General features: G+C 42.3%; 18 protein-coding genes. 4 read left to right on the forward strand and 14 right to left on the reverse strand.

The features are described from left to right. Positions 1-10: 10 nt before the first annotated feature. The gene (locus ACI3E5_RS11745) at positions 11-1,792 is read right to left on the reverse strand and encodes an ABC transporter ATP-binding protein (protein WP_060792246.1); all 1,782 of its coding nucleotides are present in this window, start codon (positions 1,790-1,792) and stop codon (positions 11-13) included. Then, positions 1,779-3,530 carry an ABC transporter ATP-binding protein gene (locus tag ACI3E5_RS11750; protein ID WP_010749432.1) on the reverse strand — a complete coding sequence of 584 codons (1,752 nt, stop codon included), beginning with the start codon at positions 3,528-3,530 and terminating at the stop codon, positions 1,779-1,781. Before ACI3E5_RS11750 ends, ACI3E5_RS11745 begins: the two co-directional genes overlap by 14 nt. A 144-nt stretch (positions 3,531-3,674) precedes the next feature. Here ACI3E5_RS11750 and ACI3E5_RS11755 point away from each other — a divergent pair, with 144 nt between their 5' ends. Then, a complete protein-coding gene (locus tag ACI3E5_RS11755; protein ID WP_010749431.1) occupies positions 3,675-4,511 on the forward strand; it encodes an AraC family transcriptional regulator in 837 nt (278 codons plus the stop codon). A gap of 53 nt (positions 4,512-4,564) precedes the next feature. Here the strand turns inward: ACI3E5_RS11755 and mgtE are convergent, their stop codons facing one another. From mgtE to yjbM, 4 genes are read right to left on the reverse strand one after another with little or no spacing between them, the layout of a single operon-like run. Continuing rightward, a complete protein-coding gene (gene mgtE / locus ACI3E5_RS11760) occupies positions 4,565-5,929 on the reverse strand; it encodes a magnesium transporter (RefSeq protein ID WP_010749430.1) in 1,365 nt (454 codons plus the stop codon). Between the two features lie 17 nt (positions 5,930-5,946). Beyond that, positions 5,947-6,846 carry an RluA family pseudouridine synthase gene (locus ACI3E5_RS11765; RefSeq protein ID WP_074932946.1) on the reverse strand — a complete coding sequence of 300 codons (900 nt, stop codon included), beginning with the start codon at positions 6,844-6,846 and terminating at the stop codon, positions 5,947-5,949. Positions 6,847-6,850: 4 nt separating this feature from the next. Next, positions 6,851-7,648: an NAD kinase gene (locus ACI3E5_RS11770; protein WP_026008090.1), complete on the reverse strand. Its 798-nt coding sequence runs from the start codon at positions 7,646-7,648 to the stop codon at positions 6,851-6,853. A 5-nt stretch (positions 7,649-7,653) separates the two neighbouring features. Further along, positions 7,654-8,322 carry a GTP diphosphokinase gene (gene yjbM / locus ACI3E5_RS11775; protein ID WP_005229708.1) on the reverse strand — a complete coding sequence of 223 codons (669 nt, stop codon included), beginning with the start codon at positions 8,320-8,322 and terminating at the stop codon, positions 7,654-7,656. A gap of 196 nt (positions 8,323-8,518) precedes the next feature. Between yjbM and ACI3E5_RS11780 the strand changes: the two genes are divergently transcribed. Beyond that, positions 8,519-9,094 carry a CYTH domain-containing protein gene (locus tag ACI3E5_RS11780; RefSeq protein ID WP_284591597.1) on the forward strand — a complete coding sequence of 192 codons (576 nt, stop codon included), beginning with the start codon at positions 8,519-8,521 and terminating at the stop codon, positions 9,092-9,094. 108 nt (positions 9,095-9,202) lie between these two features. Next, positions 9,203-9,859, forward strand: a complete 657-nt coding sequence (locus ACI3E5_RS11785) for a ClpXP adapter SpxH family protein (RefSeq protein WP_005229705.1) — start codon at positions 9,203-9,205, stop codon at positions 9,857-9,859. Positions 9,860-9,988: 129 nt separating this feature from the next. On the opposite strand, the gene pepF is transcribed toward ACI3E5_RS11785, so the two are convergent. The 5 genes from pepF to ACI3E5_RS11810 form a co-directional block, all read right to left on the reverse strand. Continuing rightward, entirely contained in the window at positions 9,989-11,806 is a 1,818-nt protein-coding gene (gene pepF, locus ACI3E5_RS11790; RefSeq protein WP_016610833.1) for an oligoendopeptidase F, read from the reverse strand. 68 nt (positions 11,807-11,874) lie between these two features. Next, entirely contained in the window at positions 11,875-12,864 is a 990-nt protein-coding gene (locus tag ACI3E5_RS11795; protein ID WP_325844966.1) for a competence protein CoiA, read from the reverse strand. A gap of 100 nt (positions 12,865-12,964) precedes the next feature. Next, entirely contained in the window at positions 12,965-13,615 is a 651-nt protein-coding gene (locus tag ACI3E5_RS11800) for an adaptor protein MecA (protein ID WP_005229698.1), read from the reverse strand. Between the two features lie 152 nt (positions 13,616-13,767). Continuing rightward, complete coding sequence (spxA, locus tag ACI3E5_RS11805) at positions 13,768-14,166, reverse strand: transcriptional regulator SpxA (protein WP_003127030.1); 399 nt, start codon at positions 14,164-14,166, stop codon at positions 13,768-13,770. Between the two features lie 709 nt (positions 14,167-14,875). Next, positions 14,876-16,612: an ABC transporter ATP-binding protein gene (locus ACI3E5_RS11810; RefSeq protein ID WP_325844965.1), complete on the reverse strand. Its 1,737-nt coding sequence runs from the start codon at positions 16,610-16,612 to the stop codon at positions 14,876-14,878. 244 nt (positions 16,613-16,856) lie between these two features. On the opposite strand from ACI3E5_RS11810, the gene ACI3E5_RS11815 reads away from it, so the two are divergent. Beyond that, positions 16,857-17,591, forward strand: coding sequence for an HAD family hydrolase (locus tag ACI3E5_RS11815; RefSeq protein ID WP_159160947.1), 735 nt, complete (start codon positions 16,857-16,859; stop codon positions 17,589-17,591). Positions 17,592-17,638: 47 nt separating this feature from the next. On the opposite strand, the gene ACI3E5_RS11820 is transcribed toward ACI3E5_RS11815, so the two are convergent. From ACI3E5_RS11820 to ACI3E5_RS11830, 3 genes are read right to left on the reverse strand one after another with little or no spacing between them, the layout of a single operon-like run. After that, positions 17,639-20,803, reverse strand: a complete 3,165-nt coding sequence (locus ACI3E5_RS11820; protein WP_325844963.1) for a DEAD/DEAH box helicase — start codon at positions 20,801-20,803, stop codon at positions 17,639-17,641. Between the two features lie 16 nt (positions 20,804-20,819). Beyond that, the gene (locus ACI3E5_RS11825; RefSeq protein WP_325844962.1) at positions 20,820-23,948 is read right to left on the reverse strand and encodes an AAA family ATPase; all 3,129 of its coding nucleotides are present in this window, start codon (positions 23,946-23,948) and stop codon (positions 20,820-20,822) included. A 2-nt stretch (positions 23,949-23,950) separates the two neighbouring features. Further along, entirely contained in the window at positions 23,951-25,072 is a 1,122-nt protein-coding gene (locus tag ACI3E5_RS11830; RefSeq protein WP_325844961.1) for an exonuclease SbcCD subunit D, read from the reverse strand. Positions 25,073-25,388 lie beyond the last annotated feature (316 nt).

Here is a 25,388-nt window from a genome sequence, read left to right on the forward strand (position 1 = left end):
GGGGATTCTTTTAGATCGCTTGCAATAAGTCGTATTGTGATTGATACAAATGGTGATACAAGCCTTTTTGTGCCATTAGCTGATCATGGTTACCCGATTCAGCGATTGTCCCCCCTGCCACGTAAAAGATTCGATCAGAATTTTTGATCGTGGACAGTCGGTGAGCGATGATAAATGAGGTTCTGCCTTCTAACAGCTTCAACAATCCTTCTTGCAGCAATTCTTCTGTCTTCGTATCGATACTTGAGGTCGCTTCATCTAAGATCAAAATTTTTGGATCAGCCAACAACGCTCGGGCAAAGGAAATCAGTTGCCGTTGCCCTGCAGATAAAGTACTTCCTCGTTCTTCGACGACGGTTTGATAGCCGTCTTTCAACTCCGTGATAAAGTCGTGGGCACGGACGATCTTCGCTGCTTCGATGATCTCTTCTTCTGTCGCATCTAATTTTCCATAGCGAATATTCTCTATGATCGTTCCTGAGAAAATAAAGGTATCTTGCAGCATGACACCCATTTGTGAGCGCAGCGATTCCAGCGTCACGTCACGAACGTCCATCCCATCCACTTTAACACTGCCTTCATTGACATCATAAAAGCGGCTCAGCAAGTTGATGATCGTGGTTTTCCCTGCACCAGTAGGACCAACCAAAGCAATACTTTCCCCAGGTTCAATGTGGAAGTTAACATCAGAAAGAATGTTTTTGCCTTCTTCGTATCGGAAGGTCACGTGTTCAAAATCAACGGTCCCTTTCATCGTCGGCAATACGTTTGCATCAGGTTTGTCTTCGATATCTGGGACTTCATCCATCGTTTCAAAAATCCGTTCAAGATAGGCTGTTGCTGTAATCAAAGAATTATAAAAATTCCCGATATTGATGACTGGATTCCAGAAATTATTGATATAACTGATAAAAGCGATCAGAGTACCTGTGCTGACATCGACACCGATCTGACGAATGCCGACAAAATAAATCAAACAAGTCGTAATGACTGAAATGTTTTGCACCCCTGGCCACATCAGAAACTGAATTTTGACAGCTTTCATCCATGAAGTCCGGTAATCATTGCTGACTTCTTGGAAGATCTCAGCATTTTCTTCTTCTCGCGCAAAGGATTGAGTAATCTTGATACCAGCAATACTTTCATGAATGTAAGCATTTAGATTGGATTGTTTATTACTCAACACCTGATAGGCTTTGCGCTGGTTATTCTTGATCACCATCACCATGATGAACAAAATTGGCAGCAACGCAAGGGAATACAAGGTCAATTTGAAGTCGATCGCAAACATAAAGATCAAGGTGATGATGACGTTGAAAACATCCGAGATCAAATTGATCAGGCCGTTGCTCAATAGGTCACTCAGTGTATTGATGTAGTTTACGATGCGAATCAAGATCTTGCCGTGGGGCCTTGTATCAAAATAAGAAAAAGGCAGTCGCTGCAGATGTTCAAAAATATCAAAGCGCATATCCTTCAATACGTCTTGACCAATATTCGTGATATGGTAGATACGGTAACGCATGCAGACGCCGATAACGATCAAGGTCACTAGAAAGGCAGCTCCTAGAAGCAGCAATTGGTTGACATTTTTCTCAGGAATCGATGAATCGATCGCGATCTTTGTGAAAACGGGCGCCAACATTCCTGCTAAGTTTGCCAGAATGATCGTAAATAGGACTTTGGCAATACTTCTTTTATAAGGAACGACATATTGTGACAAGCGTTTGAAATCCTTCCAGCTAAACTCCTGGTCTAATTCCTCATCCACATCAAATTTATTTCTCGCCATCGTCTTCACCTCCTGACAAGCCTAATTGTTTTTGATACACTTCGTAGTATTTGCCCCGCAGACTGACAAGTTCTTCATGGGTCCCTTGTTCAACGACTCGTCCTTTTTCCATCATCAGAATCTGATCGGCTTCTCGAACAGAGGAAATTCGATGCGCAATGATAAACGTCGTTTTCTCTCCTGTTAATTTTGTCAGCTCCTGTTGGATCTTCGATTCTGTCTCCATATCGACGGCAGACGTCGTATCATCCAAAATCAAGATCGATGGATCTTTGGCTAAGGCCCGTGCTAGGGAGATCCGTTGTTTTTGTCCGCCAGAAAGCCCTACACCTCGCTCGCCCACGATCGTTTCATAGCCTTGAGGCATCCGAGAAATAAAGGTATCTGCATCAGCGACTACCGCCATTTGCCGAATAAAGCCTTCATCAGCTAAAGGATTTCCAAAAGCAATGTTGTCGGAGATGGTATTGGAAAACAAGAAAACATCTTGCATCACCATTGAAATGTTTTCCCGCATTTGGCGCACGGGATACTCTTTGGCGTTTTTTCCATCAATCAATACTTCCCCTTCAGTCGGATCATAAAAGCGTCCAACTAAATTCACTAACGTCGTTTTCCCTGAACCGGTTTCCCCTAAGATCCCTAACGTTTGGCCAGGGCCAATTTTGAAGTTGATGTTTTCCAACACATTTTGATTCGGATCATCCGAAAAGTGGAAGGAAACATCTTTAAACTCTACAAATCCTTTGATTGGCTCTAATTTTTCTTGTTGATGAACAGGAATTTTCGATTCTTGCGCCAACATTTGCCGAATTTTGATACAGGCTGCAGAAAATCGCTGAACGTCGTTGATCAACCAACCACTCATACGCATAGGATTATTCAACATCCAAAGATAGCCATTAAACGCAACAAGATCCCCTAATGTCATCTCGCCGTTGATGACGAAGATCCCACCCAAAATCAAGGCAATGACTGACAAACTTCCTGCTAAGCCATCAAGCCACGGCAGATAGGTACGGGATACTTTGGCAGATGCCATATTGCGGGTCTTAAAATCTTCGTTGTAGGAGCGAAATTTTTCAATCTCAAAATTTTCACGAGCAAAAGCTTTCACCACTCGATTGCCGCCGATATTTTCTTCCACCATTGAATTCAAGCGCGAAAAGCTCTCACGAATGTCAAAAAACAACGGGTGTGCTTTCTTAGACATGCGATTGGTCAACAGAAATATGATTGGTGTGACAGCCACCAGCGCCAACATCAATTTCCAATCAATAAAGCTCATAACCACCACCGCTGAAAAGAACCATAAGATACATTCAGCGATATTGTAGGTCACCCAAGAAACAAAGTGGCGAATGGCATCGGTATCACCAGTCATCCGTGCCATAATATCTCCCACACGAGTGTGATTGAAAAAGTCGAAATCCAATTCTTGCAGCTTCTGATACAAATCTTCCCGTAAATCGTATAGCGTATTTTGGCCGACCCGTTCAAATAAAATTTGATAACTGTAGCGGACAATGGTACGAATGACGGTCGTTGCGATCATGATCAACAATAATGGAATCAATAAGTGCGTTTTTTGCTGATTGATGACATCATCGATCACCATTCCTCCCAAGTACGGATTAACAATGATCAGCGCTGCATTGATCACTAAAAACAGGACTGCCAATATGATTTTTCCCCGGTTCTTTTTGGCATAGCGCCAGATCCATTGTGTATTACTCATCTAATTCCCCCTCTCGTTGTTAAGCTTAGCGTTTTGAAAAGCGATTTGAATGGTTTTTCTTACTCATTTTGATGTAAAATATTAGTAAGAAGTACCATTCCCTTTTTTTACAGGAAATAAGCACCCAATTGGAGTGAATCAGCCATGAATTTAGTTAACCCTCGCACGTTTAATCCAGAAATCATCTATCTCTTTGACCCATGGACGCAATCAGAAAGTCATGGAGAAATGCACCATCATGACTTTTTAGAAATCAGCGTCTTATTAGAAGGAGAAAGTACCTATTATTTTGAAAAAGAACCAGCGAAAAAAATCCGTGCTGGCAGCGTCATGCTTTTCAATCCTGGCGTCGATCACTGCGAATTGCAGCCTAAGGGCACTCGCTCCCATCAGCTGCATATTGGTTTGAAAAATATTTCTTTGGAAGGGTTTAAACGGAATTTTTTCCCGAACAAACACCCCTTGTTGGAGCTAGGCAAATACCATCATCAAGTTTTGGAAAAAGCCTGGCAGTTGGTGAGAGAAAGCAGTGAAGAGCGGGATGAGTTTCAATTGATGCAAAAGGCTGTTTTGATGGAGATGCTCGTCTACATTTTACGTGGACTAAATGAAGACCATATCAATGTCGTGCCTTACCTTTCCAAAAGCCAACGACGACAACAACAGATCGTCAACTATACGGTCTATTACTTGGAAAATCATTACAAAGAAGAAATCACGTTAGAGAAGCTCGCACAGGATCAATTTCTCAGCCCGACGTACCTTTCAAAGATTTTTAAAGAGGCGACGGGTGTCAGTCCCATCAACTACTTGATTGAGATTCGCTTAAAGCGTGCCAAAGACATGTTAAAAAATGAAAACCTCACGATCAAAGAAGTCGCCTCTGCTGTGGGCTATCAGGATGCTTATCACTTTAGCAAGTCTTTTAAAAAACTTTATGGTGTCTCTCCTTCTGGGGTATTGCCAAAACCAAAAAATTAAAGAGCAAGCCGATGATTTTCCTTTGAATGAAGAATCATCGGCTTGCTCTTTTTTCATTGAATAAAATAGTTCATAAAAAGACTGGCAATGTTGAAGTAGATCAAAACACTGGTCAAATCGCTAAGGGTCGTGATAAACGGACCACTTGCCACTGCTGGATCAAAACCTAGCTTGTCCATCAGCATCGGGATCAAACTTCCCGCTAAGTTGGCTACTGTGATGGCACACATCATCGCCATCCCAATCACAAACCCTAGAATCGGATTTTGTTTCCAGACAGCTACGATAGCAAAAATCGTCAACCCCGTGATGGCACCTGTGAACAGTCCCGTCAGCACTTCACCGACCACCGTCTTCATAAAGCTGTTTTCTTTGTCGTCATTGATCGCCAGACGACGAACGGCTACGGCTAAGGATTGGGTACCAGCATTACCGGCGGTCCCAGTGATCAGTGAGATAAAGACAGCGAGAATACTTGCTTCGCTGACCAACTCTTCATAATGACTGATCAGACTGGCGGTGGCCATTCCGAGAAAGAGTAAGGTGATAAGCCAAGGCAAGCGTCTCGAAGACGCTTTGATCGGGTTCTCACTGACTTCTTCCACATTGACCCCTGCCAAACCAGAGTAGTCACTGGCTGCTTCATCATCGATAACGTCGATGATATCATCGACGGTCACGATCCCTAATAGGTGATCGTCATAATCGGTGACTGGCAATGCGAGAAAGTCATAATCTCGGAAGGTCTGAGCGACATCCTCTTGGTCATCTCCAACATGGACCGACATCACCCGCTCGTTCAAAATATCAGCGATCATGGTATCTTCATCATTGATGATCAAGTCTCTTAAAGAAATAACGCCCACAAGCTTATTATCAGTATCCACGACGTAAATATAGTAAATCGTCTCGGCAACATCTGCGGCATTTTTTAAGACATACATCGCTGAACGAACCGTTTGGTTGGCAACAATGGAAACAAACTCGGTAGTCATCAGCGATCCAGCAGTTTCATCTTCATAGTGCAGCAGCTCTTTGATTTCGCTAGCAGCTTCAGCGGTCATCAAACTCAAATATTTTGCTGTTTGTTTTTTATCCAGAGTATTCAGCAGGTCAACCGCATTATCGGTATACATTTGCGCCAACATATCAGCCGCATAGGCAGGGCGCATCTCTGAAAGATAGTCCACCATGTGTTCATCATCTTCTTCAATGACGTCAAACATGTCTGCCAATTCTTTCGGGGAAAGGTACGTATAGACGATTTGTCGATCGGCTGCTTCTAGAGATTGGTAGAACTGACCCTGCTCGTAGATATGCAGATCCAAGAACGCCTCACGAAATCCCTGGATATCATTGTCTTTTAATGCTTGATTCAGTTGATCAAACCGTTCAGTTAATTCTTGATTTTCATCCAATCTCTTCACCTCATTTGTTATTGCCTATCCATGGCTGAGCAAACAGCGGCCATGTCTGCTGGTAAGGGCAGCTTAAAAGCCAACGGTTCATTCGTAAAGGGATGCTGAAATTGCAGCTGACAGCAGTGTAATGCTTGTCGTTTGATCCCAAGAGCCATTGTACCGCCATACATCTCGTCTCCTAATAAAGGACAACCGATTGCAGAAAAATGGACCCTTATTTGATGTGTCCTGCCTGTGTGTAACTGAATATCAACTAAAGCGCAATCTGAATTGCGTTGTTTTAGCCAATACTCCGTCCGTGCTTCTTTTCCTTCGTCACTGACCTTGCGTTTCAATAGTGACGTCAGGTCTCTAGCAATCGGCAGCTCAATCTCACCATGGGCAGAAAGTGCGGGCAGTTCACCAGCAACGAGGGCTTGATATTTTTTTACGACCTGCTTCTTTCGCAACTGGCTATCCAGCTTCGCATGGGCAAACCCATGTTTTGCAAAAAGCATCAATCCTGATGTGTCACGGTCTAACCGCGTGACTACATGAATCACTTGATCTTCATAGTGCTGCGCTTGATAGTAGGCCTTGACGCGATTGGCCATCGTGCCAGTCGGATGATATTGCGCAGGGATCGATGAGATGCCTGCTGGCTTATTCACGACTAACAGATGGGCATCTTCATACACGATCTCAATCGGTGTCGGGTCAGCCAGCATCGTCTCATGTTCCCCTTCGGGAGGAATTACAATAGTTACCCTATCATTTTGCGCCAAAGAAAACAAGACGTTTTGCTCGTGATCGTTGACAAATATCTTTCCGCCTTGAAATTTGATTTTTGCTAATAGTCCTTTGGACACCCCTTGTTCCTTCAAAAAGTATTTGACTTGCTGTCCTTGTCCAGTATAGTGATACGTAAATTCCATGGGTTTATTCTTCTCCAATAAAGGAATCTTTGACCCGATTCCAAAAATGCATATGCCGATAAGACGCAAAATGAATCCGTTCATCGGCAATACGGTAATAGATAGCATCGATTTCTTCTTGTTCGATGGTAAACTGATCGATCGTCACTAAATAGTCGGTGCTTTGCTGCAGTTGTACTTTGACCCATTCATGGTGACCCACGACGATCGGCGAACCAAGGGTCCGAAAGACACGATTGTTCAACGAAGCAATTTCTGCCAATTGAAAGGCATTGATACTTGGGTGCAAGACTGCCCCACCAACACTCTTGTTATAAGCAGTGGAGCCGGTGGGCGTTGAGATCGATAAGCCATCGCCGCGAAACTTTTCAAAGAGGTCTTCTTTAATAGAAATATCGGCAACCATCGTGCGATTGCCGCGCTTGATCGTTGATTCATTCAATGCTAGGAAATGCTTGTCTGATTTTCCATTCGCATACGTGATACGGACATCTAATAACGGATAGCTGACGCTTTTTTGATGGTCATTGCATAATGACTCGACTAGTTCTTCCAATTCATAATCTCGCCAGTCCGTGTAAAAGCCGAGATGACCCGTATGGACGCCTAAAAACTGTACTTGATCCAACTTATGATTGTACAAGTGAAAAGCAGAAAGGAGCGTGCCATCTCCCCCAACAGAAATCACTAATTCAGGATTGTCTTGATCGATCTTATTTTCTGACTGTTCTAAAAGCGTAGTTAAACGCTTTGTCACTTCTACCGACTTGCTTTCTTGATTATGGACGATTGCCACGCGGATACCTTTCATTCCGTTTCCCCCTTTGGCAACGGGTTCTGATCATGTCCGCCTCGCTTGCCTTTCCCATGTGAAAATAACCGTTGTGCCTCTTGGATCTCTTCACGGATATTGGACATTTCTTCATCTAGCTGATAGGCGGCTTCTGCCGACCGACGCAGTCGTTCACTGATTTCAGCGGGAAATTCCCCTTGGTATTTGTAGTTTAGTGAATGTTCGATCGTTGCCCAAAAATTCATCGCTAGTGTCCGGATTTGAATCTCAGCTAAAATAATTTTTTCCCCGTCGATCAGTTGAACGGGATATTCGATCACTAGATGATACGAACGGTAGCCACTGGCTTTTTTATTGGTGATATAGTCCCGTTCAATGATCACTTTCATGTCTTTGCGTGTTCGTAAGAGTTCAACGACTTGGTGAATGTCTTCCACAAATTGACACATGATTCGCAAGCCAGCGATATCAGACATCTCTTCTTCAAGCCGATCCAAAGCAATCCCACGTAATTTACTTTTCGTTAAAATGCTATCCACTGGCTTGACCCGCCCAGTGACAAATTCAATGGGAACATGCTTGTTTTGTTCCCGATATTGTTTTCGTATGCCTCTTAATTTTACTTTTAATTCTGAAACCGCCTGTTCATAAGGCGCTAAGAATTCTTCCCAATCTCGAATCATTCTTCTCCCTCGATTCTGTTCATAACATACCTCTTATTCTACCATACTCTTGGAATAAAACTGAATGAACAGAAGAGCAGAAACAAAAGATTTTTTGTCTCTCCCCCAACATCTCCGCTTTTCTTTGTTTGGTTTCTTTGACGGAATAGCTGAAACAGCGTACACTATGGTTGCAATAGAAAGAGAGTGAGAAACGATGGGCGAACAAGTAGAGATCGAATACAAGACGATGTTGACGGAAAAAGAATACCACCAGCTGCTTGCTTATTACAATTTGTCAGAAGAAGCATTTAAGATACAAACCAATTACTATTTTGATACGGTAGATCATAAGCTGCGGGAAAAGCACTTTGGCTTGCGTATTCGCACGACTGCTACCAATGCGGAATTAACGCTAAAAACCCCCATTGAGCACGGGTTATTAGAGACAACTGATCCTTTAACGAAAACGTCCGCAGCTTCATTGATTGCTTCAGAAAAAATTCTACCTACGGGTATCGTTGCTCAGCGCCTAAGAGCGGCAGGTATCGAGCCTGACACGTTACGTATGATCGCAGCATTAAAAACGAAACGGGCGGAATTTCCGATTGAAGAAGGATTGCTCGCGTTAGATGAAAGCTGGTATGGTCAACAGCATGATTATGAGTTGGAGTTAGAAGTCAACGAACCGATTAAAGGGAAAGATGCCTTTCACTCCTTGTTACGTCTCTTTGGCGTTCCTTACCGACCAGCGAAAAACAAGATCATCCGAGCCGTTGAAGAAAAATCATAGTAAGCTGTCCTTTTGCTTACTTTTTTCGCGTTTTTTTGCTATATTTAATAAAACATACTTATTTTGTTTTTCAAGGTATAAAAGAATCTTAATTGGGGAGAGATTCAAATGATCGAACTGTTTTTATTTATTAATCCGATTGGGCCTATTTGTTATGATATCGAAAAAGAGATTCTCAATAAATTAAACACCAGCCGCAAAAAAATCCATTTGCAGATCCTACCTTTCGTTAACTTGTTTTCCGTAGGTGTCTCAATGGACTATTTGTCCATGAATAAGACGGATTTGGTCTTGCGAAATGAACAGACCAACCAAATCTATGCTGCATCACTGGACTATAAGGCCGCTCAGTTGCAAGGGAAAAAAATTGCGCGGGATTTCTTGTTGAAACTGCAACAACGGATAGGGATCGAAAGACAAGAATATAGCGATGCCTTAGTGAAAGAATTATTTTCTGAAACGAATGGTGATTTAGAGATGTTCCTAGAAGATCGATCCTCTGAGCTAGTGAAAAAGAACTTTGCCACCGATCAGCGTGTAGCCAAAGATATGGGCATCACGATCACACCCTCTGCTGTGGTGTATGATTTTTCAAGTGAAGAAGAATATGGGGTCCTTTTAGAAGGATCAGAGGAACTGAGAAGTCTTCCGCTCGTCTGTGGTACAGCAACAGAACTCGATACATTTTTGCAAAAAGCTCAGTCTTTAAAAGCACCAAAACTTTCCACTATTCATGAAATTGATCGCGGGTTGATTCTTTTATGAAACCCCATTCAATAGCGACGCTGCGCAGCGAGCCAAACGATGATCTTGTGTTTGGCTCGCTGCGCAGCGTTTTTTATTGTGGACAAACAAAAAACAAACCAATCCTTTACGGATTGGTTCGCTTTTCAATTATGCTTCAATTTCTTTGACGAGTTCTTCCAATTCATTCAAGCGTTGCTCAAATACTTTCATCGCGTCTTCAATATAATCTGCTTTTGTCATATCGACGCCCGCTTTTTTCATGACTTCGATTGGATAATCACTGCGTCCAGCTTTCAAATAGTTCAAATAGTTGGTTAAGGCATCTGGTTCACCTGCTAAGATTTTCTTCGCTAAAGCAGAAGCTGCCGAAAATCCGGTTGAATACTGGTAAACATAGTAATTGTAATAGAAATGCGGAATGCGTGACCACTCAAGACGAATCTCAGGATCTTTTTCAACAGAAGGTCCGTAGTATTTTGCATTTAACTCGGCATAGTTCTCGCTTAAGAACTCACTGGTCAACGGCGTTCCTTTCGCATCTTCCACGTGCATGAAGTGTTCAAACTCGGCAAATTGCGTTTGACGGAAAATCGTTCCTTTGAAGCCATCAAGAAAATGATTCAAGACATAAGCTTTGACCCGTGGATCTGTTTCAGTCTGCAGCATATACTCTGTCAAAATATTTTCATTGGTGGTTGAAGCGATTTCTGCTAAGAAAATCGAATAATCGCCATAGGCATAAGGCTGGTTATTACGTGTAAAGTAACTATGCACACTGTGTCCCATTTCATGAACAAGAGTAAAGAGTTGATCCAATCGATCATTCCAGTTCATCAGGATATATGGCAGCGTATCATAGGCACCAGAAGAATACGCGCCACTTCGTTTGCCTTTGTTTTCAACGACATCGATCCACCGATTGCTGAAGGCTTCTTCAACCACCGCAAGGTATTCTTCACCTAATGGTTTTAACGCTTCTTTCGCTTTTTCGACCGCTTCTTCATAGGTATATCGAATGGGTGCTTCCCCTAAAATCGGCGTATAAACATCATACATATGCAACGTATCGACAGCCAACAGGCGTTTTCTTAATGCCATATAACGATGCAACAATGGCAGGTGCTGATTGACGACATCCACTAATGTATCGTAGACACTTTCAGGAATGTGGTTGGCACTCAAAGCGGCTTGCCGTGCCGAATCAAATTTGCGGGCTTTTGCTTTAAAGTTATGGGCTTTGATATTGGTGCTTAATGTTTGGGCAAAGGTATTGCGGAATTGCTCATAAACACCATAAAGACCTTTAAAGGCTGCTTCACGGACAGACCGATCCGTGCTTTCCATCAACTCACCGTATACACCATGAGATAACTGCACTTTTTCCCCGTTTTCATCTTCAACTACTGGAAAATCCAAATCAGCATTGTTTAAAACAGAAAAAATGTTGCCAGGTGCCCCAAAAATTTCGCCAGCACCAGCTAATAACGCTTCTTGCTCCGCTGGCAAGACATGTGGACGCTCGTTGATGGTTTTTTCGATCATATGACGATAAACAGCTAGTTTCGGCTCTTGATCGAAATAGCCCCAAATCGTTTCATCAGACATTGTCAATAGCTCAGGATCAAACCAAGCAACCGCTTCACTTACTTGCGCAACCAAGTTACTTGCTTTTGCATACAAGCCTTGATACGTCGTATTGGCAGTATCTTGGTCGTTTTTCAAATGACTGTATACATAGAGTTTCTCTAAACGACGAGAAAGCGCTAAAACAAATTCTAATGCGGATAAGAAGGCTTGCGGCCCATCGGCTAAAGTACCTTGGTAACGACTTGCTTCTTTGACTTGTGCTTGGATCTCTTGAAATTCTATGTCAAAAGCCGCATCATCGGCATAGATTTTCGTTAAGTCCCACGTTTTTTCGACTGGAATCGATTCACGTGCTGGTAATTGTTTTGTTTCTGACATTCCCTTCACTCCTTGTTCATTGGTTAAAAATATCTTATCATACTTTTCAGTGAAACCAAATCATTGGCTTAAAAAGAAACCGAATTTTCTAAATATTGGCATTCTTGAAAGAGTCCGCGCAAAATTTCCCGTTGATCCAGTAACGGGAATTGCCATTGCCAATCCAGCTGCCGCAGCCGTGCTACCCATTGATCAAAACGAAGTGGACAGTCACTTAAATAAAGAAAGCGAAAAACCAATATTCGATGCTCAAATAAAATGCCAAAGCTGCTTTTACAATAGCACCACATAGGCAGCTGGGAGACATTGCCTTTTAACGGATACAATATTTCTTGGATCACACGGATTTTTGGCAGGTTCTTTCGAAGTTTTTGTATCAACCAGACCTGATAGTCTGCAGCAAGCCATTCAGGAGGACGGTGATGGTTTGAGCTTTGTCCTTTGCACAAAGGGCGAAGTGTTTCTTTATGGTAAGGCGCCCCTTTTCGAGCATCGCTTTGTTGACTGCTGACTCCTTCTTGATAGTGCCAGTTGATTTGTTCTAACTTCATTAAGGATTGATTTTGCGTATCAATCAGCCACAAACAAAAACCAGTTGCCTGATAACTACAGCAGGCTTTTGCCAAAAGTGACCACTGGCGTTTCGGATGTAATTTCTCCCCTAAGATCCACCATGGTCGATAGCCGTTTGCTAAATACGTGCTGGTTCTTTCAAGAAATCGTGAAAACTTGAGGGAAGAACACTGTACTTCAATGGCGATATTCTTATAACAAAGGTCAGGACGCTGTTGGAGTTTAGGCAAAAAGGCTTCGATCTCAATCCCTGTATCTTGAAACCATTCAAACAATAGTTGTTTGGCTTCCAAGTGTTCCTTCGTCTCCCCTTCGCTGTAAGTCTGACAATCAGCAGTTGCTTGATGGGCAAAGTGGGGCTGTCGTTTGGTTCCTTGCCGCAAAGTCACTTCTTGGTGACACCCTGGGCAATAAAAAGGACCTGATGCTTTCTTTCTCCCTTTCGCTGCAATGACTTCTTTTCTTTGGTTCAATGCTTTCAGCATCTAACTCACCTCAATAAAAGATACGCCATTTTCATCAAACACAATTGAAAAAGCCAAGAACATTAGCAACATGTTCTTGGCTGGAAATGAATTTCATTCATTAATCATTCTTGAAGTAGAAACGAGTCAATTCAAGTGCATCGTTTTCCATGATCAACTGACCATATTCAGATAATACCTCTGGCGTCACTGATGTCCGTTGGGCAAATTCCATCAAATAAGAAAGTGCGTTCTCCACTTCAATATCAGTAACCTCTGCATCCATGAATCGAATTTCAATATAATAATGGTTACCCATTTGGTAAAGATTGGTTGCAACGGAATCCAAATATACTTCGGATGCCAATTGAATCATATCTTCGAATCGCAACAACTCGAATACAAAACGATTGCCGATGTCTTCTGCTTGCTCCGACTCTTGTAATTGAGCCGCCACATGCTTTTTCAACATGTCGGTAATGTCTTCATTCGCTTCATCGTTCATCTCATCAAAATTTTCCATTCCTTCTGGTGGAAGATTTTTGCTAATAAACAATTCTAACCCATCGCCTTTAGGCAAGACTTGGAAAGTTACAGCTTCACTGCCCTTAAATTCTTCGTCAATATCAACTTCTTCAAGAATACTGTAAAAGAAGTTTTCAATTTCATTGTGATTTCCTAGAAGGTCAAGAAAAGTGATGCCTCTCGCAGCTAAGTCTTCACTTTTGATCAATACACGAATGGTGTTCTCATTGATATGTTCCATTTCCATATTAGCTACACCTCACTTTTGCTACTCACTATAGGTTCATTGTATCGAAACCTGATAAAAAGTAAAGAGAAAACGAATATCCTCTTAAGAAAAACATAAAAACTCAAAAAAAGACTCACTTTCAAAGAGAAAGCGAGTCGATGAAGTCAAATTTATAATCCTGCCATTAATTGCGCTTGTCTTAGTTCCAGTTGGCGAACATCCCTAGGTAAGAACCGACGAATTTCATCTTCGTTGAACCCAACTTGCAATCGTTTTTCATCAATCATGATCGGACGACGCAATAATCCTGGGTTTTCTTGAACAAGTGTCAATAAATCTTTTAGGGGCAGGTCATCTAGATCCATATTCAACTTTTGGAATACTTTGGATCTGGTGGAAATAATTTCTTCTGTGCCATCTTCTGTCATTTGTAGAATTGCCTTAAGCTCAGAAATATTTAACGGTTCTGAAAAAATATTTCTTTCAACAAAAGGGATTTCGTGCTCTTGTAACCACGCACGAGCTTTGCGACAAGATGTGCAACTTGGGGAAGTGTATAGTGTCAACAACGTGCATCTCTCCTTTTTAATTTTCAATCAAGCAAGTCCTGTTCCCTCGCTTGATTTCAATTATACAGGTTTATCTAAAAAAAATCTAGTCTAAATCTCATATTTTTTAATAAAACTCGAAAGTTATATTAAAAGCGAAACCTTTAAGGCAAAAGGTTTCCTTCAAAAAGTTTATTTTTAAATGAGAAAACTCAAATTTTTTTTTAATATTACTCCTTTTATACAACAGTGTGTCAAAGGTGTATCAAAAATATGTCAGAATATTAAAATATTCTTTTAACAGAAGGCAACGTTTTTTAATTTCCCTTCGACAATTACAGATGTAATCAAAAAATGAGAGAAAAACCAAGGCAGTCGCTCAATCGTTTTCAAAAGAACTTTTTCACGATCCTTCCTTTGCCGAGAAACGATCGCGCTACAATGAAAATGAATGTTATTTTTTTGTGCTAGTAATCGCAACCACTCTCTTTCTTCTTGGTTTTATTGTATCACATTCCTTTTTAATCAGAAAACCATAGAAGCATTTCTGTCATAATCTGCTATAAAACAGCAGCAGAAATGAACATCTGCTTATAAATGAAAAGGGTTTCTCACAAAAAACTCAGTAAAAAACGATCAATCCAAGAAGCCAGCCAATTTGTTGCTTGGTCACTGACAAAGCATAATAGACTGTACTATTCTTGAACTGATCGTTTACCATGTCTTTCTTCTAAGCGAGTGTTGGTTCTCGGTCACGAGAAAATTGAGCATCATGCAATGCACGATAATGCCCTTTTCTCGCCATCAACTCTTCATGGGTTCCTTCTTCTAAGATCCCCTTCTCACTAACGACAATGATTCGTGTCGCATGTTTGATCGTCGCGAGGCGATGGGCAATGATCAAGGTTGTACGCCCATCTGCCAAAGAATTCAATGATTCTTGGATCACTTGTTCCGTTTCGGTATCTAACGCTGAAGTTGCTTCATCTAGAATCAAAATCGGCGGGTTTTTCAAGAACATCCGAGCAATCGCTACTCGCTGCTTTTGGCCACCGGATAATTTGACGCCTCGTTCACCGATGACCGTATCCAAGCCATCCGTCATTTGATCAATGACTTTTTCTAAGTGTGCCAATTTGACTGCCTTTAAAATCTCCTCTTCTGTTGCATCAAGTTTGCCATAAGCAATATTTTCTCGAATCGTTCCTGGGAAAAGAAAAACATCTTGCTGCACCGTACCAATCTGCTGACGTAAAGATGCCAAGGTCATCTCCTGAATATTGATGCCATCAATCGTAATGGCGCCTTCCGTGACTTCATAAAACCGCGGCAACAAGTTGCATAACGTTGTTTTCCCTGAACCACTTTGTCCAACGAAGGCGATCGTCTCACCCGCTTTGATCGACAAGTCGATGTGATTCAAGACTTTCGTCGCATCCGCATAGGAAAAAGAAACATCATGGTAGACGATGTCTCCCTTTAAGGAAGTTACTGCCCGTGCGCCTGGCTTGTCTTTGATCGTCGGTTCTTTATCCAACTCTTCGGTCAAGCGTTTGAAGCCAGCGATGCCTTTCGGATAGCTTTCGATCATCGTATTAACCTTCTCGATTGGTCTAACAAAGACATTTGACAATAAAATAAACCCTACGAACTGACCGTTCGTCAGTTCACCACGAATCACGTAGTAGGCACCAAAGATCAGAGCAAACAAGTTGATCAACCGAATCAAGAAATAATTGTACGCTGAACTGATTGCCATTACCTTATAAAAAAGGATCTTAGACTGCCGATAAATCTCACTTAACCCGTCAAAGCGTTTATGTTCAAACGTTTCATTGGCAAATGATTGTGTCACTCGAATGCCACTGACAGATGCTTCCACTCCGGCGTTGAACTCACCGAGATTGTCATAGATCTGTGTGTTGACTTTGGTCATTTTCTTATTGAAAAAAACCAAGGCGATCGTGATCAAGGGAATCAACGCAAATGTTGCCACAGCTAATTGAACATGCATATTTAACATCAATAGGAATGAACCGACCAAAGTCATGATGGTAATAAAAACATCTTCTGGCCCATGGTGAGCGACTTCAGAAATCTCAAAGAGATCCGTAGTCAAACGACTGATCAGCTTGCCAGTCTTTTGATTATCATAATATTCAAAAGATTGTGTTTGCAGATGTCGAAATAACTCTTGACGCATATCAGTTTCAATATTGACCCCAAGTTTATGACCATAAAAAACCACGATATATTGCAACACAGTATTGATCACATAAAACAAGAACAAGCCTAAGCAAGCCAACAGTATTAGGCGAAAGTTGTTCTGGGGCATGATCTTATCGATTACTTGGTTGACGGCAACTGGAAAGGCTAGTTCCAATAAACCAGCAAATACCGCACAAGTAAAGTCGAGTATAAATAGTGACCGATACGGTCGATAATAACGAAAAAACCTTTTTAACACATTTCCCCCTCCTCAATAGCTATCATTATAAGCAACTCTCAGTAGAAATGCAAAATGAGAAACATGTGAAAATGGGTAAAATTCACTATAATTTTGAAAACCTATAAAGACGCGGATTTCTAAAAACAGTAAATAAAACCTTTATTTTACAGGGGTTTTCCTCTTTTTTTTACAGGAATAATGGCTTATGATTGATTCGAAAACAAACTGAAAATTTTCACTAACTCTGAAAGGCGTGTCTTTTTTGATCACTAGTATTCTTTTTGATGTCGATGATACCTTATATGACCAGCAACAACCATTTCGCAATGCCGTAACCTCATGTTTCCCACAAATAGCCCACAAAGATTTAACTGCTCTTTACTTACGGTTTCGGGTGCACAGTGACGAGCAGTTTGGACGGGTATTGGCAAATGAATGGACGCTAGATCATTTTCGTTATTTTCGACTGACCCATTCATTAACGGATTTAGGGTACTTACCTATTACAATGGAAGAAAGCTGTAAGTTTCAGCTGTGTTATGAACAAGAACTAGATGCCATCACGCTGCATCCTGAAGTTGAGTCAACTTTGAACTATTTGTCCACATTGCCAGTCAAACTAGGAATTATTACCAATGGTCCCACTGACCACCAGCAAAAAAAATTGGATCAGTTGCAACTGACTCGATGGATCAAACCAGAGCATATGATCATTTCCCAAGCAACTGGTTATCAAAAGCCCCAACTAGAAATTTTCCAATTGGCAGAAACCGCCTTTGCTCTTGATCCGGAAACCACACTGTACGTTGGTGATAATTTTGATAATGACGTGGTTGGCTGTAAGAAAGCCGGTTGGCAAGCTTTGTGGTTCAATCATCGTCTCCGTCAAGCGCCTAGTGGATTGGAAGACTTACCAGATGCATCGATCACTGCTTTTTCACAGCTGCAAGACAGTATTGACACACTGATGCAAGTGCCTGCATACATGTATAACTAAAAAAAGATGGACCTTCGCTCCTGCGGCAGGTCCATCTTTTTGATTGGCTAACTTTCTTCGCCGATACTCAATATCAAGCGAATATCTTCTTCTGTCATTTGTTGAAGCTGTGTTTCATTGCCTTGGATCACTTTTTGGAAAAGCTCACGTTTTTCTTGTTGCAACGCATCCATTCGTTCTTCAATGGTTCCTTCAGCAATCATTCGCCAGACTTCGACAACATTTTTTTGACCGATCCGATGGGCTCGTCCAGCGGCTTGTTCTTCTACCGCCGGGTTCCACCACAAATCGTATAAGATCACGGTGTCTGCGCCGGTCAGATTCAGTCCTGTTCCTCCTGCTTTTAACGAGATCAAGAAGACGTCCTTTTCTCCACTATTGAAGGCATCGACCATCGTCAAACGATCTTGCGGCGGTGTGCTGCCTCGCAAGTAAAAGGACTCAAACCCTTCTCGTGCTAGCTCTTCTTCAATGATCGAAAGCATGCTAGTAAACTGAGAAAATAGCAGCACACGACGCCCATTTTCTTTGGCTGCTAAGAGTAAATCTTTGACCTGTTCAAGTTTCCCAGAAGACCCTTCATAATCCTCCACGAATAATCGTGGGTCACAACAGATTTGCCGCAGTCGAGTCAAACCAGCTAAGATACTGATTCGATTTTTACGAAAAGACGTAGAATCCATTTGCGCGATTTCTTCCCGCATTTGCCGCAAGTACGCCAAATAGATTTTCTTTTGTTCTTCTGTTAAAACACTGTAATAATTTGTTTCCAATTTTTGCGGCAAATCATGCAGCACGGATTTTTTGTCTCTTCGCAAAATAAAGGGTTTGATCATTTTCGCAATTTCTTGCGTAGACAGTTCTTTAAATTTCTGCTTGTTCGGGAAAAAGCCTGGCATGATCATTTGGAACAAGGACCACAATTCTTCTAAATTGTTCTCGATCGGTGTGCCGCTGAGGGCGAACCGCTGTGGAACTTCCAAGGAGCGCAAGGCCTGTGCCGTTTTGGTCGCACTGTTTTTGACCATTTGCGCTTCATCTAAAATCAAACAAGTCAGATCTAATGCTTGATAGGCATCAATGTCTTGCCGCAAACTTGCATAAGAAGTGATGCGGACGTCCGCTGGTTGCGCCATCTGCCCTTCGCGCTCTTCTTTCGTTCCGCTGATGACAGACGCAGAAATCGTCGGCGCAAACCGTTTGATTTCTTGTTGCCAGTTAAATGTTAGACTCGCCGGTGCCACGATCAATGCATTCAATTTTTGTTTCTCTTGTTTTTCTGAAAGTAAGTAGCTGATCGTCTGAACGGTCTTCCCTAATCCCATTTCGTCAGCAAGGATACCGCCAAATTGATAGTGGCTCAACATTTTTAGCCAACGGAACCCAACTTCTTGGTATTGCCGCAACTCAGCATGCAAGTTTTCTGGCAGCTGCGCCTCAAAGTTTTCTGGGTGGATCAAGTCTTCCGTCATTTGCTGAAAACCGGCGCTAAAGCTGGCTTGATCAGCAAACTGCTCTTGCAGGAGCAGCCCTTGATTCAAAGGAACTTGGATCGCCCCATCCTTCGCTTCTAGTGAAAGACGCAATTTTTTCAGGGCAGCACTTGCTTCTTGAAACTCTTCCGATTCCAATGAAAGGACTTGCCCATTTTCAGTGGTATAAAATTGTGCAGATTGTAACAGGCTGCGCAAGACCTCATTGATCTCTGACTCTTGAATGCCGCTGACATCAAACTTGATATCCAACCAAGAACCATTTTCTTCGATAACGATTTCTGGTCGATGGTGTTGGGCGTCAAGGTAAAGTTCCCGCAGCTTCTTGCCGATACGGACTTCACCTAATTGCCTTAAAACAGGGATCTCCCTTGTAAAAAAGGTATAAAGTTGTTCCCCCGCAGGTAAGCTTTTTTGCCAATTTTTAGTGCTCGCTTGATAGCCAAAGGTTTCAATAATCGCTTCAATTCGTGCTTCTTGTTGAAAATCACGTAAAATCTCGGGATGATTTTCTGGCATATAGTGATGTTTTTCATCACTTGAAAAAACGACTTCTCCATAAGTGAAGTCTACTTGTAAATCGACTTGTCCTTTGATTTTCCGTAACGAAAAGACAGCTTTCAATTCAGACTCTTCGATTTCATTTTGAACTTCAGGTGCTACTTGGACACGCCCGATTTTTCGCAAATAAGGCAATACTTTCATAAAAAGATTCGCTAGTTCTTCTTTCGGATAGTCGATGACTGGCTGTTCAAATCGTTTAAACAACTGTTGCATCGTGACATAGATTTCCTTTTGTTCGACAGTCAGTTCATAAAAGGTTCCATCCAGCAGACCCCAATTATAATAGCTAAGTAAATGGTCAAAATCTTTCACGAATTCCAGCGGAAAATGATCCTCCTGTTTTGTGACTGAAAACGACAAAGGTTCACCGATTTGAAAATCGGCTTCATTGACTTTTGTTTCACCAATGGTTATTTGCGTATAGACTTCGTTTAACTGTAACAACAATTCTTTGCCGAACTCAACTGGTAGCAGCAAATACTTTTTGTCAAGTTTACCACTGATCTGAATGCCTGCTTGCCCGATTAACTGTTGCGTTTGCGCGATTCCTGCCAATCGATTCAACAAGGCTCGATTTTTCTCATCAAAGGCATCCGCAGATAGAAAGAAGGTCTGCTGCTTATTTGCTGCATACTGCTTGTTTTCTTGGTACATCTGCAAAAATTTATAAATGTTCTTAACGACATAGGTCCGTGCGGTGCCACGATGGCCGACTTTGAGGGAAATCCCTAAGATATCCATTTCTTGATGGTAAGGATTGGTGGCGATGGTATCTATCCGAAATTCAACCTGTAAGGGTTGGCTCGTTTCTTTTTCGCTCCCTAAGCGGGCAAAGCCGTTGGAAAACATCTCTGAAGCAGAAAAGGCTTTTTTGATGGGGGTTTGCTCATTGATTTTTCGTGTTTTCCCTTGTTTGCGTAGATAAAGTTCGACTGCCACCGTGTGTTTGCAATAATGATGCTCTTCCCAGTACGGACATTGGCAATAATCTACCTCTTTGGCTGTAGCATCTAAGGTCACTAAATACAATTCTGTCCCCAATACTTCTGCGTGCCACACATTTTTTTCTTTGTCTGGTGTGACAGATAAGACGCGATCTTCGTTGACATACGTTCTGCCACGCTCAATTACTTTTTCTGGAATACTCCACTTCATAAGAGCCCTCCTCTCCTTATTCTTTTATTCGGATCCGGCTTTGCCCGCTGCCGTTAGTTTCTACGAAAACTTGCTGCAGGATTCTTGCCCGCAGTTCTCGAACATGACTGATGATCCCAATCATGCGCCCTTCATTTTCGATCATTTCTAATGCTTCCATCGCCATTTCCAATGATTCTTCATCAAGCGATCCAAAGCCCTCATCAATAAAGAGGGCTTCGATCTCGATCCCACCAGCTCGTTGCTGGATCACATCCGCCAAAGAGATCGCCAACGCTAAGGCAGCAATAAAGCTTTCGCCGCCTGAAAGTGTATGAGCTCTTCTGACCTGTCCCGCATTATCGTCATATATGTCAATTTCTAAACCTGTTGAGCTTCGATAGCTCCCGACTTTATCCGCTAATTCAAATTGATAGCGGCCACGAGTCAACCGAGCCAAGCGTTCATTGGCGACTTCTAAGATCTCTGTCAGAAATTGCTGCAGTACATACCGTTCCAAGCTGGTTTTTTTGACGTTTTCGCCGTTGATGGTTTCTGCCAACTGCTGAAGTTGGCCTAATTGGGCCAGTTCTTCGACATTTTGCTGATAAATGACCTGCAGCTCGTCAAACAACCGTTGATTGCCGTTGACTTTCTCCTGTTTGCGAACTGTTTCTTGCTGTAGTTCCTCCATCACGGTCTGCAACTGAAGGTAGTCAGCTTCCAATTGGTTTAAATCGATCGCAGCTTGCTCTTTTAACTGTGCATCTAACAATGCTAGCCGTTGTTGAACAAACACCATTTCTTGCTCATAGGTTTTGATTTCTTCTGAGAGAACGGTTGTTTGAGCGGCTTGGGCAATCAATTCCCGCATCGTTTCCTCAGTCATACCAGCTTCTTGGAGTCGCTGCGTCAGTCGTTGTTCTGCTTTTGTCTTAGCAGCTTGCTTTTCTTCAAAAAATTGCTGCAGATTTTTCAGCTTCTCTGAAAGAATCGCTTGCTGTTCGTTTAGCTGCGCTTCTTGTCGGGCATCAGCCTCAATTTGTTGCGTATATTCCCTCAGTAAACCATTGGTTTTTGCTAAATCGGCTTGTAATTGTTCATACGTTGCGCCTGCAAGTTGTTCCTGTAAAGAAGCCAATTTCCCCTCCGCAAGCTGGCGCGCTTCTTGGGCTTTTTTCGCTTGCTCACTGACTTGCTGATAGGACTCATTTAACGTTGCTAATTTCTCATTTACTGCCTGATGTTTCTTCTGCGCGTCTTCATAAGAAGCGGCTTTTTGTTGATTGAAAGATTGCCGTTTCTTTAATTCCGCTACCGTCGTTTCCTCGGTAATCGCCTCTTGGTGTTCTATCGGCTGCAAGGCAGCAAATGCCTGTTGAACTGTAGTCCAAGCGAATGCCACTTGCTTCTGCGCAGCAGCACTGGTGGCTTGCCATTCGCTGATTCGCAATGTGGCTTGCTCCTGCAGCGTTTGATTTGCCGATACTTGCTGCTGGATCTTCGTCAATTTTTCTTGTGTTTGCTCAAGTCTTTGTTCACTGGCAATGATGTCTTCGATGCGATAGGTCGTGTGCTCTTGTGTATTCGGATGATCCAAGGATCCGCAAACCGGACAGGGTTCATTTTCTTCCAGCAAAAGACGAAGCCGAGCAATTTGCATTCGAGCATTTTGACTGGTTTCTTGTTTTAACGTTTTTTGCAGCTCCAGCAAGGATGCTGCTAATTGCTGTTGTTCAAGAACCAACTCCGAATGAATTTGTTGCTGTTCCCCTGCTTTTTGCTCGGCTTCACGAAACTGCGCTTTTGCTTGCTGCCATTTTTCTACCAGAGCCTGCGTTTCTACCAATTTCACCGCTTCTGCTTGAAACCCTCGCAATGCTTCGATTTCTTCTGCCAGATGCTGCGCTTGCGCTTTGGCACTTTCTTGCGCTTGGTTTATCTTCGTTAATTCGGTGGTCTGTTGTTGTGCGGCTTTTTCAAGTTGCACCACTTCTTCTTGCTGCGCTTGTGTGCGCTGTGCTAGCGGGATCTGCTGCTGGATTCGTTGAACTTTTTGACTAGCAGCTTCCTGTTTTTTCTTGATGCCGTCAATCAACGCTCGTTGGTCTTGCCAGCTTACTTGTTGCTGCTGAATTTCTTGCAGCTGCTGCTTTGTTTCGTTGATTTGCTGAGTAGCTTGTTGTGCTTCTTTCACTCGTTCTTCTTTTTGCTGCATGATTTCTTGATGTTCAAGCGCCCATACCAACTGGTTCAACTGTGCTTTTTTCTGAGCGATCTCGGTTTTTTTAGCATGCAGCTCTCGGGCTTTTTCTTGTAGACCTTGCCATTCGATCCGTGCATTTTCAATTTCTTTTGCACGGTAAAAAGCGTCTTGCGCAGCTTTCATTTCTTGGATCGCTTGGTCTTTTTTGTGCAATAACTGCTGAAGCTGCGCCTGTTGTTTTTCTAAATCCTGCGCCCACAAAGTCAGACCTTCCGCAACCGTTAAAACCTCCTGCGCTTCTTCCCATTCAAAGCGCTCCATGATTTGCGAGGCGAGCAGCTGCTGATGCTCAAGCTTTTTACTTTGTGCTTTGACTTGCTCTTTCAACCATTCATTAAATTGTTGATACATTTCCGTGCCAAATAAATTCCGTAAAACGCGTTCTTTCTCATTGCTGCTGGCAATCAAAAAATTACGAAATTCTCCTTGCGGCAACATCATGATTTGAAAAAACTGTTTGGCATCCAGCTGCAGCAGATCCTTGATAAATGCATCAACTTCTGTGCGTTTACTGATCTGCTTTTTCTCTTTGCCTTCGGCGCCAAAAATCGTCAGCTGGACTTTTGCCGTTTGGTTGGTGACCCCGTCACCACGTTTTTTTGCTAAGGTCTGTTCCGGTTTCCGTTGGATCTGGTAGGTAAAACGCTGATGTTCAAAAGTAAAGGTGACGCTGGTCTCTTCGGTTGGTGAAGCAAACATCGAGCGCATTTCTTTGCCTGAGCGCAGATTCCCCGATGTTTCACCGAACAAGGCAAACGTCATGCCATCGAAAATCGTCGTTTTTCCTGCACCCGTTTTGCCGCTGATCAAAAACAAACCGCCAGCTTGCAGCTGACTAAAATCCAATTTTTCATCAATGAATGGACCAAAATTTTTCATTTGTAAAGACTTCGGTTGCATGACTATTCCCTCTTTTCCACGACAAATGCTTCATTTAATCCTTGTTCGATCCACTTGGTTTGTGCATCGAGCAATGAATCTCCCGTCATCTCTTGAAAAAAATGACTGATCAAGGCCTGCGGGTCGGTTTCTCGTGTCGTTAGCTGTCTTTTTTTCGTCTGTTCTCGACCATTCAACCGTTCGACAGACAAAATAAATGGATAGATCTTTCGCAACTGATTCATCATATTTGGAATCACAGCACGATCCGTCAGCAGAAAATGCCAAAACGCCTCACGATCCAGCTCACGGTAAAAAACCGGATCGATCAACTCATCAAAGGAGGCTGTCAGTTGCTGGATATCCCTTTTTGGTGTCAGGGGAATAAATTCATTTGTGTCTTTTACAGTATCAACAAGATAGACCCCTTTTTGGTTCGTCCGTTCAGAAAGGGAAAATTTCAGCGGAGAGCCACTGTACCCGATTTTCGGATGTTTCAGGGCGGTATTGGCATGTAAATGCCCCAAAACGACTCGATCAAAAGGTGCAAAAGCTGTGGTCGGCACGCTGTCCAATCCGCCAACTTGAATTTTCGTTTCAGAATCCGTTTGGCTAGCGCCCGCCACAAAAAAATGGGTCACTAACACTTGTTTTTTTGACGAATCAAAGTGCTTGGTCATCTCCTCGATCACTCTTTGGACACTATCTGAAATTTTCGTTAACGGTTCGTCAAAAAATAAGCGCGCCTCGATCGGTTCAAAATAAGGCAGCAAAAAGAATTGTGTATCGTCAAACTCGACCGGTTGTAAACTTTGTTCGATGCTGGTGGACAGATAAAAACGTGTTTGCTGAAACCACTGACTACCAGTTTCTAGCCGCGTTGGGCTATCATGGTTTCCTGAGATAGCCAATAAAGGCAGTTCATTCGTTAGATTGATTTCTGCGATTTTTTCATTCAATAATTTGACCGCATCGACAGCGGGAACGGAACGATCATACAGATCACCTGCAATGACGATGGCAGCGGCTTTTTCTTCTAAAGCGATCGCAATGATTTGATCGATAATTGCTCGCTGGTCCTCCAGCAGATCATAGCCATGTAGTTTTTTTCCGATGTGCCAATCAGCTGTATGTATAAAGCGCATTTCTTCACCTTCTTAAAAAATATCCTTCCAACCATTATACCACTTTCCCTGATCGTTAGACATCTCTCTGCCAGCGAAATTTCACTTACCACCCATTTTTGATAAAAGGAGCGAACACCTGACATCATTATGTTGAAATGTTTTTTCAATTATAAATTTATATCTTGAAATATAATTACACTTCATTTACAATGAGTGTGAAATCGAATTCAACAATCGCTTTCATCACTATTCTAAAAGAAAGACTAACTATATAGAGTCAAGTGAAAATTAGCTAAATCAAAAAAATATTTTATAACAGTTAAGTCCAAAAAAT

The organism is Candidatus Enterococcus avicola, assembly GCF_047470845.1.
Lineage (GTDB): Bacteria > Bacillota > Bacilli > Lactobacillales > Enterococcaceae > Enterococcus_D > Enterococcus_D casseliflavus.

What these genes read in the sequence shown, in the direction of transcription:
- ACI3E5_RS11765 (WP_074932946.1), bottom strand. Translation starts at nt 6,846, where the DNA reads ATGGAATTTACGTATCACTATACTGGACAAGGACAGCAAGTCAAATAC.
- ACI3E5_RS11800 (WP_005229698.1), bottom strand. Translation starts at nt 13,615, where the DNA reads ATGGAAATGGAACATATCAATGAGAACACCATTCGTGTATTGATCAAA.
- ACI3E5_RS11825 (WP_325844962.1), bottom strand. Translation starts at nt 23,948, where the DNA reads ATGCAACCGAAGTCTTTACAAATGAAAAATTTTGGTCCATTCATTGAT.
- ACI3E5_RS11820 (WP_325844963.1), bottom strand. Translation starts at nt 20,803, where the DNA reads ATGAAGTGGAGTATTCCAGAAAAAGTAATTGAGCGTGGCAGAACGTAT.
- ACI3E5_RS11755 (WP_010749431.1), top strand. Translation starts at nt 3,675, where the DNA reads ATGAATTTAGTTAACCCTCGCACGTTTAATCCAGAAATCATCTATCTC.
- ACI3E5_RS11785 (WP_005229705.1), top strand. Translation starts at nt 9,203, where the DNA reads ATGATCGAACTGTTTTTATTTATTAATCCGATTGGGCCTATTTGTTAT.
- ACI3E5_RS11750 (WP_010749432.1), bottom strand. Translation starts at nt 3,530, where the DNA reads ATGAGTAATACACAATGGATCTGGCGCTATGCCAAAAAGAACCGGGGA.
- ACI3E5_RS11745 (WP_060792246.1), bottom strand. Translation starts at nt 1,792, where the DNA reads ATGGCGAGAAATAAATTTGATGTGGATGAGGAATTAGACCAGGAGTTT.
- ACI3E5_RS11830 (WP_325844961.1), bottom strand. Translation starts at nt 25,072, where the DNA reads ATGCGCTTTATACATACAGCTGATTGGCACATCGGAAAAAAACTACAT.
- pepF (WP_016610833.1), bottom strand. Translation starts at nt 11,806, where the DNA reads ATGTCAGAAACAAAACAATTACCAGCACGTGAATCGATTCCAGTCGAA.
- yjbM (WP_005229708.1), bottom strand. Translation starts at nt 8,322, where the DNA reads ATGATTCGAGATTGGGAAGAATTCTTAGCGCCTTATGAACAGGCGGTT.
- ACI3E5_RS11780 (WP_284591597.1), top strand. Translation starts at nt 8,519, where the DNA reads ATGGGCGAACAAGTAGAGATCGAATACAAGACGATGTTGACGGAAAAA.
- ACI3E5_RS11795 (WP_325844966.1), bottom strand. Translation starts at nt 12,864, where the DNA reads ATGCTGAAAGCATTGAACCAAAGAAAAGAAGTCATTGCAGCGAAAGGG.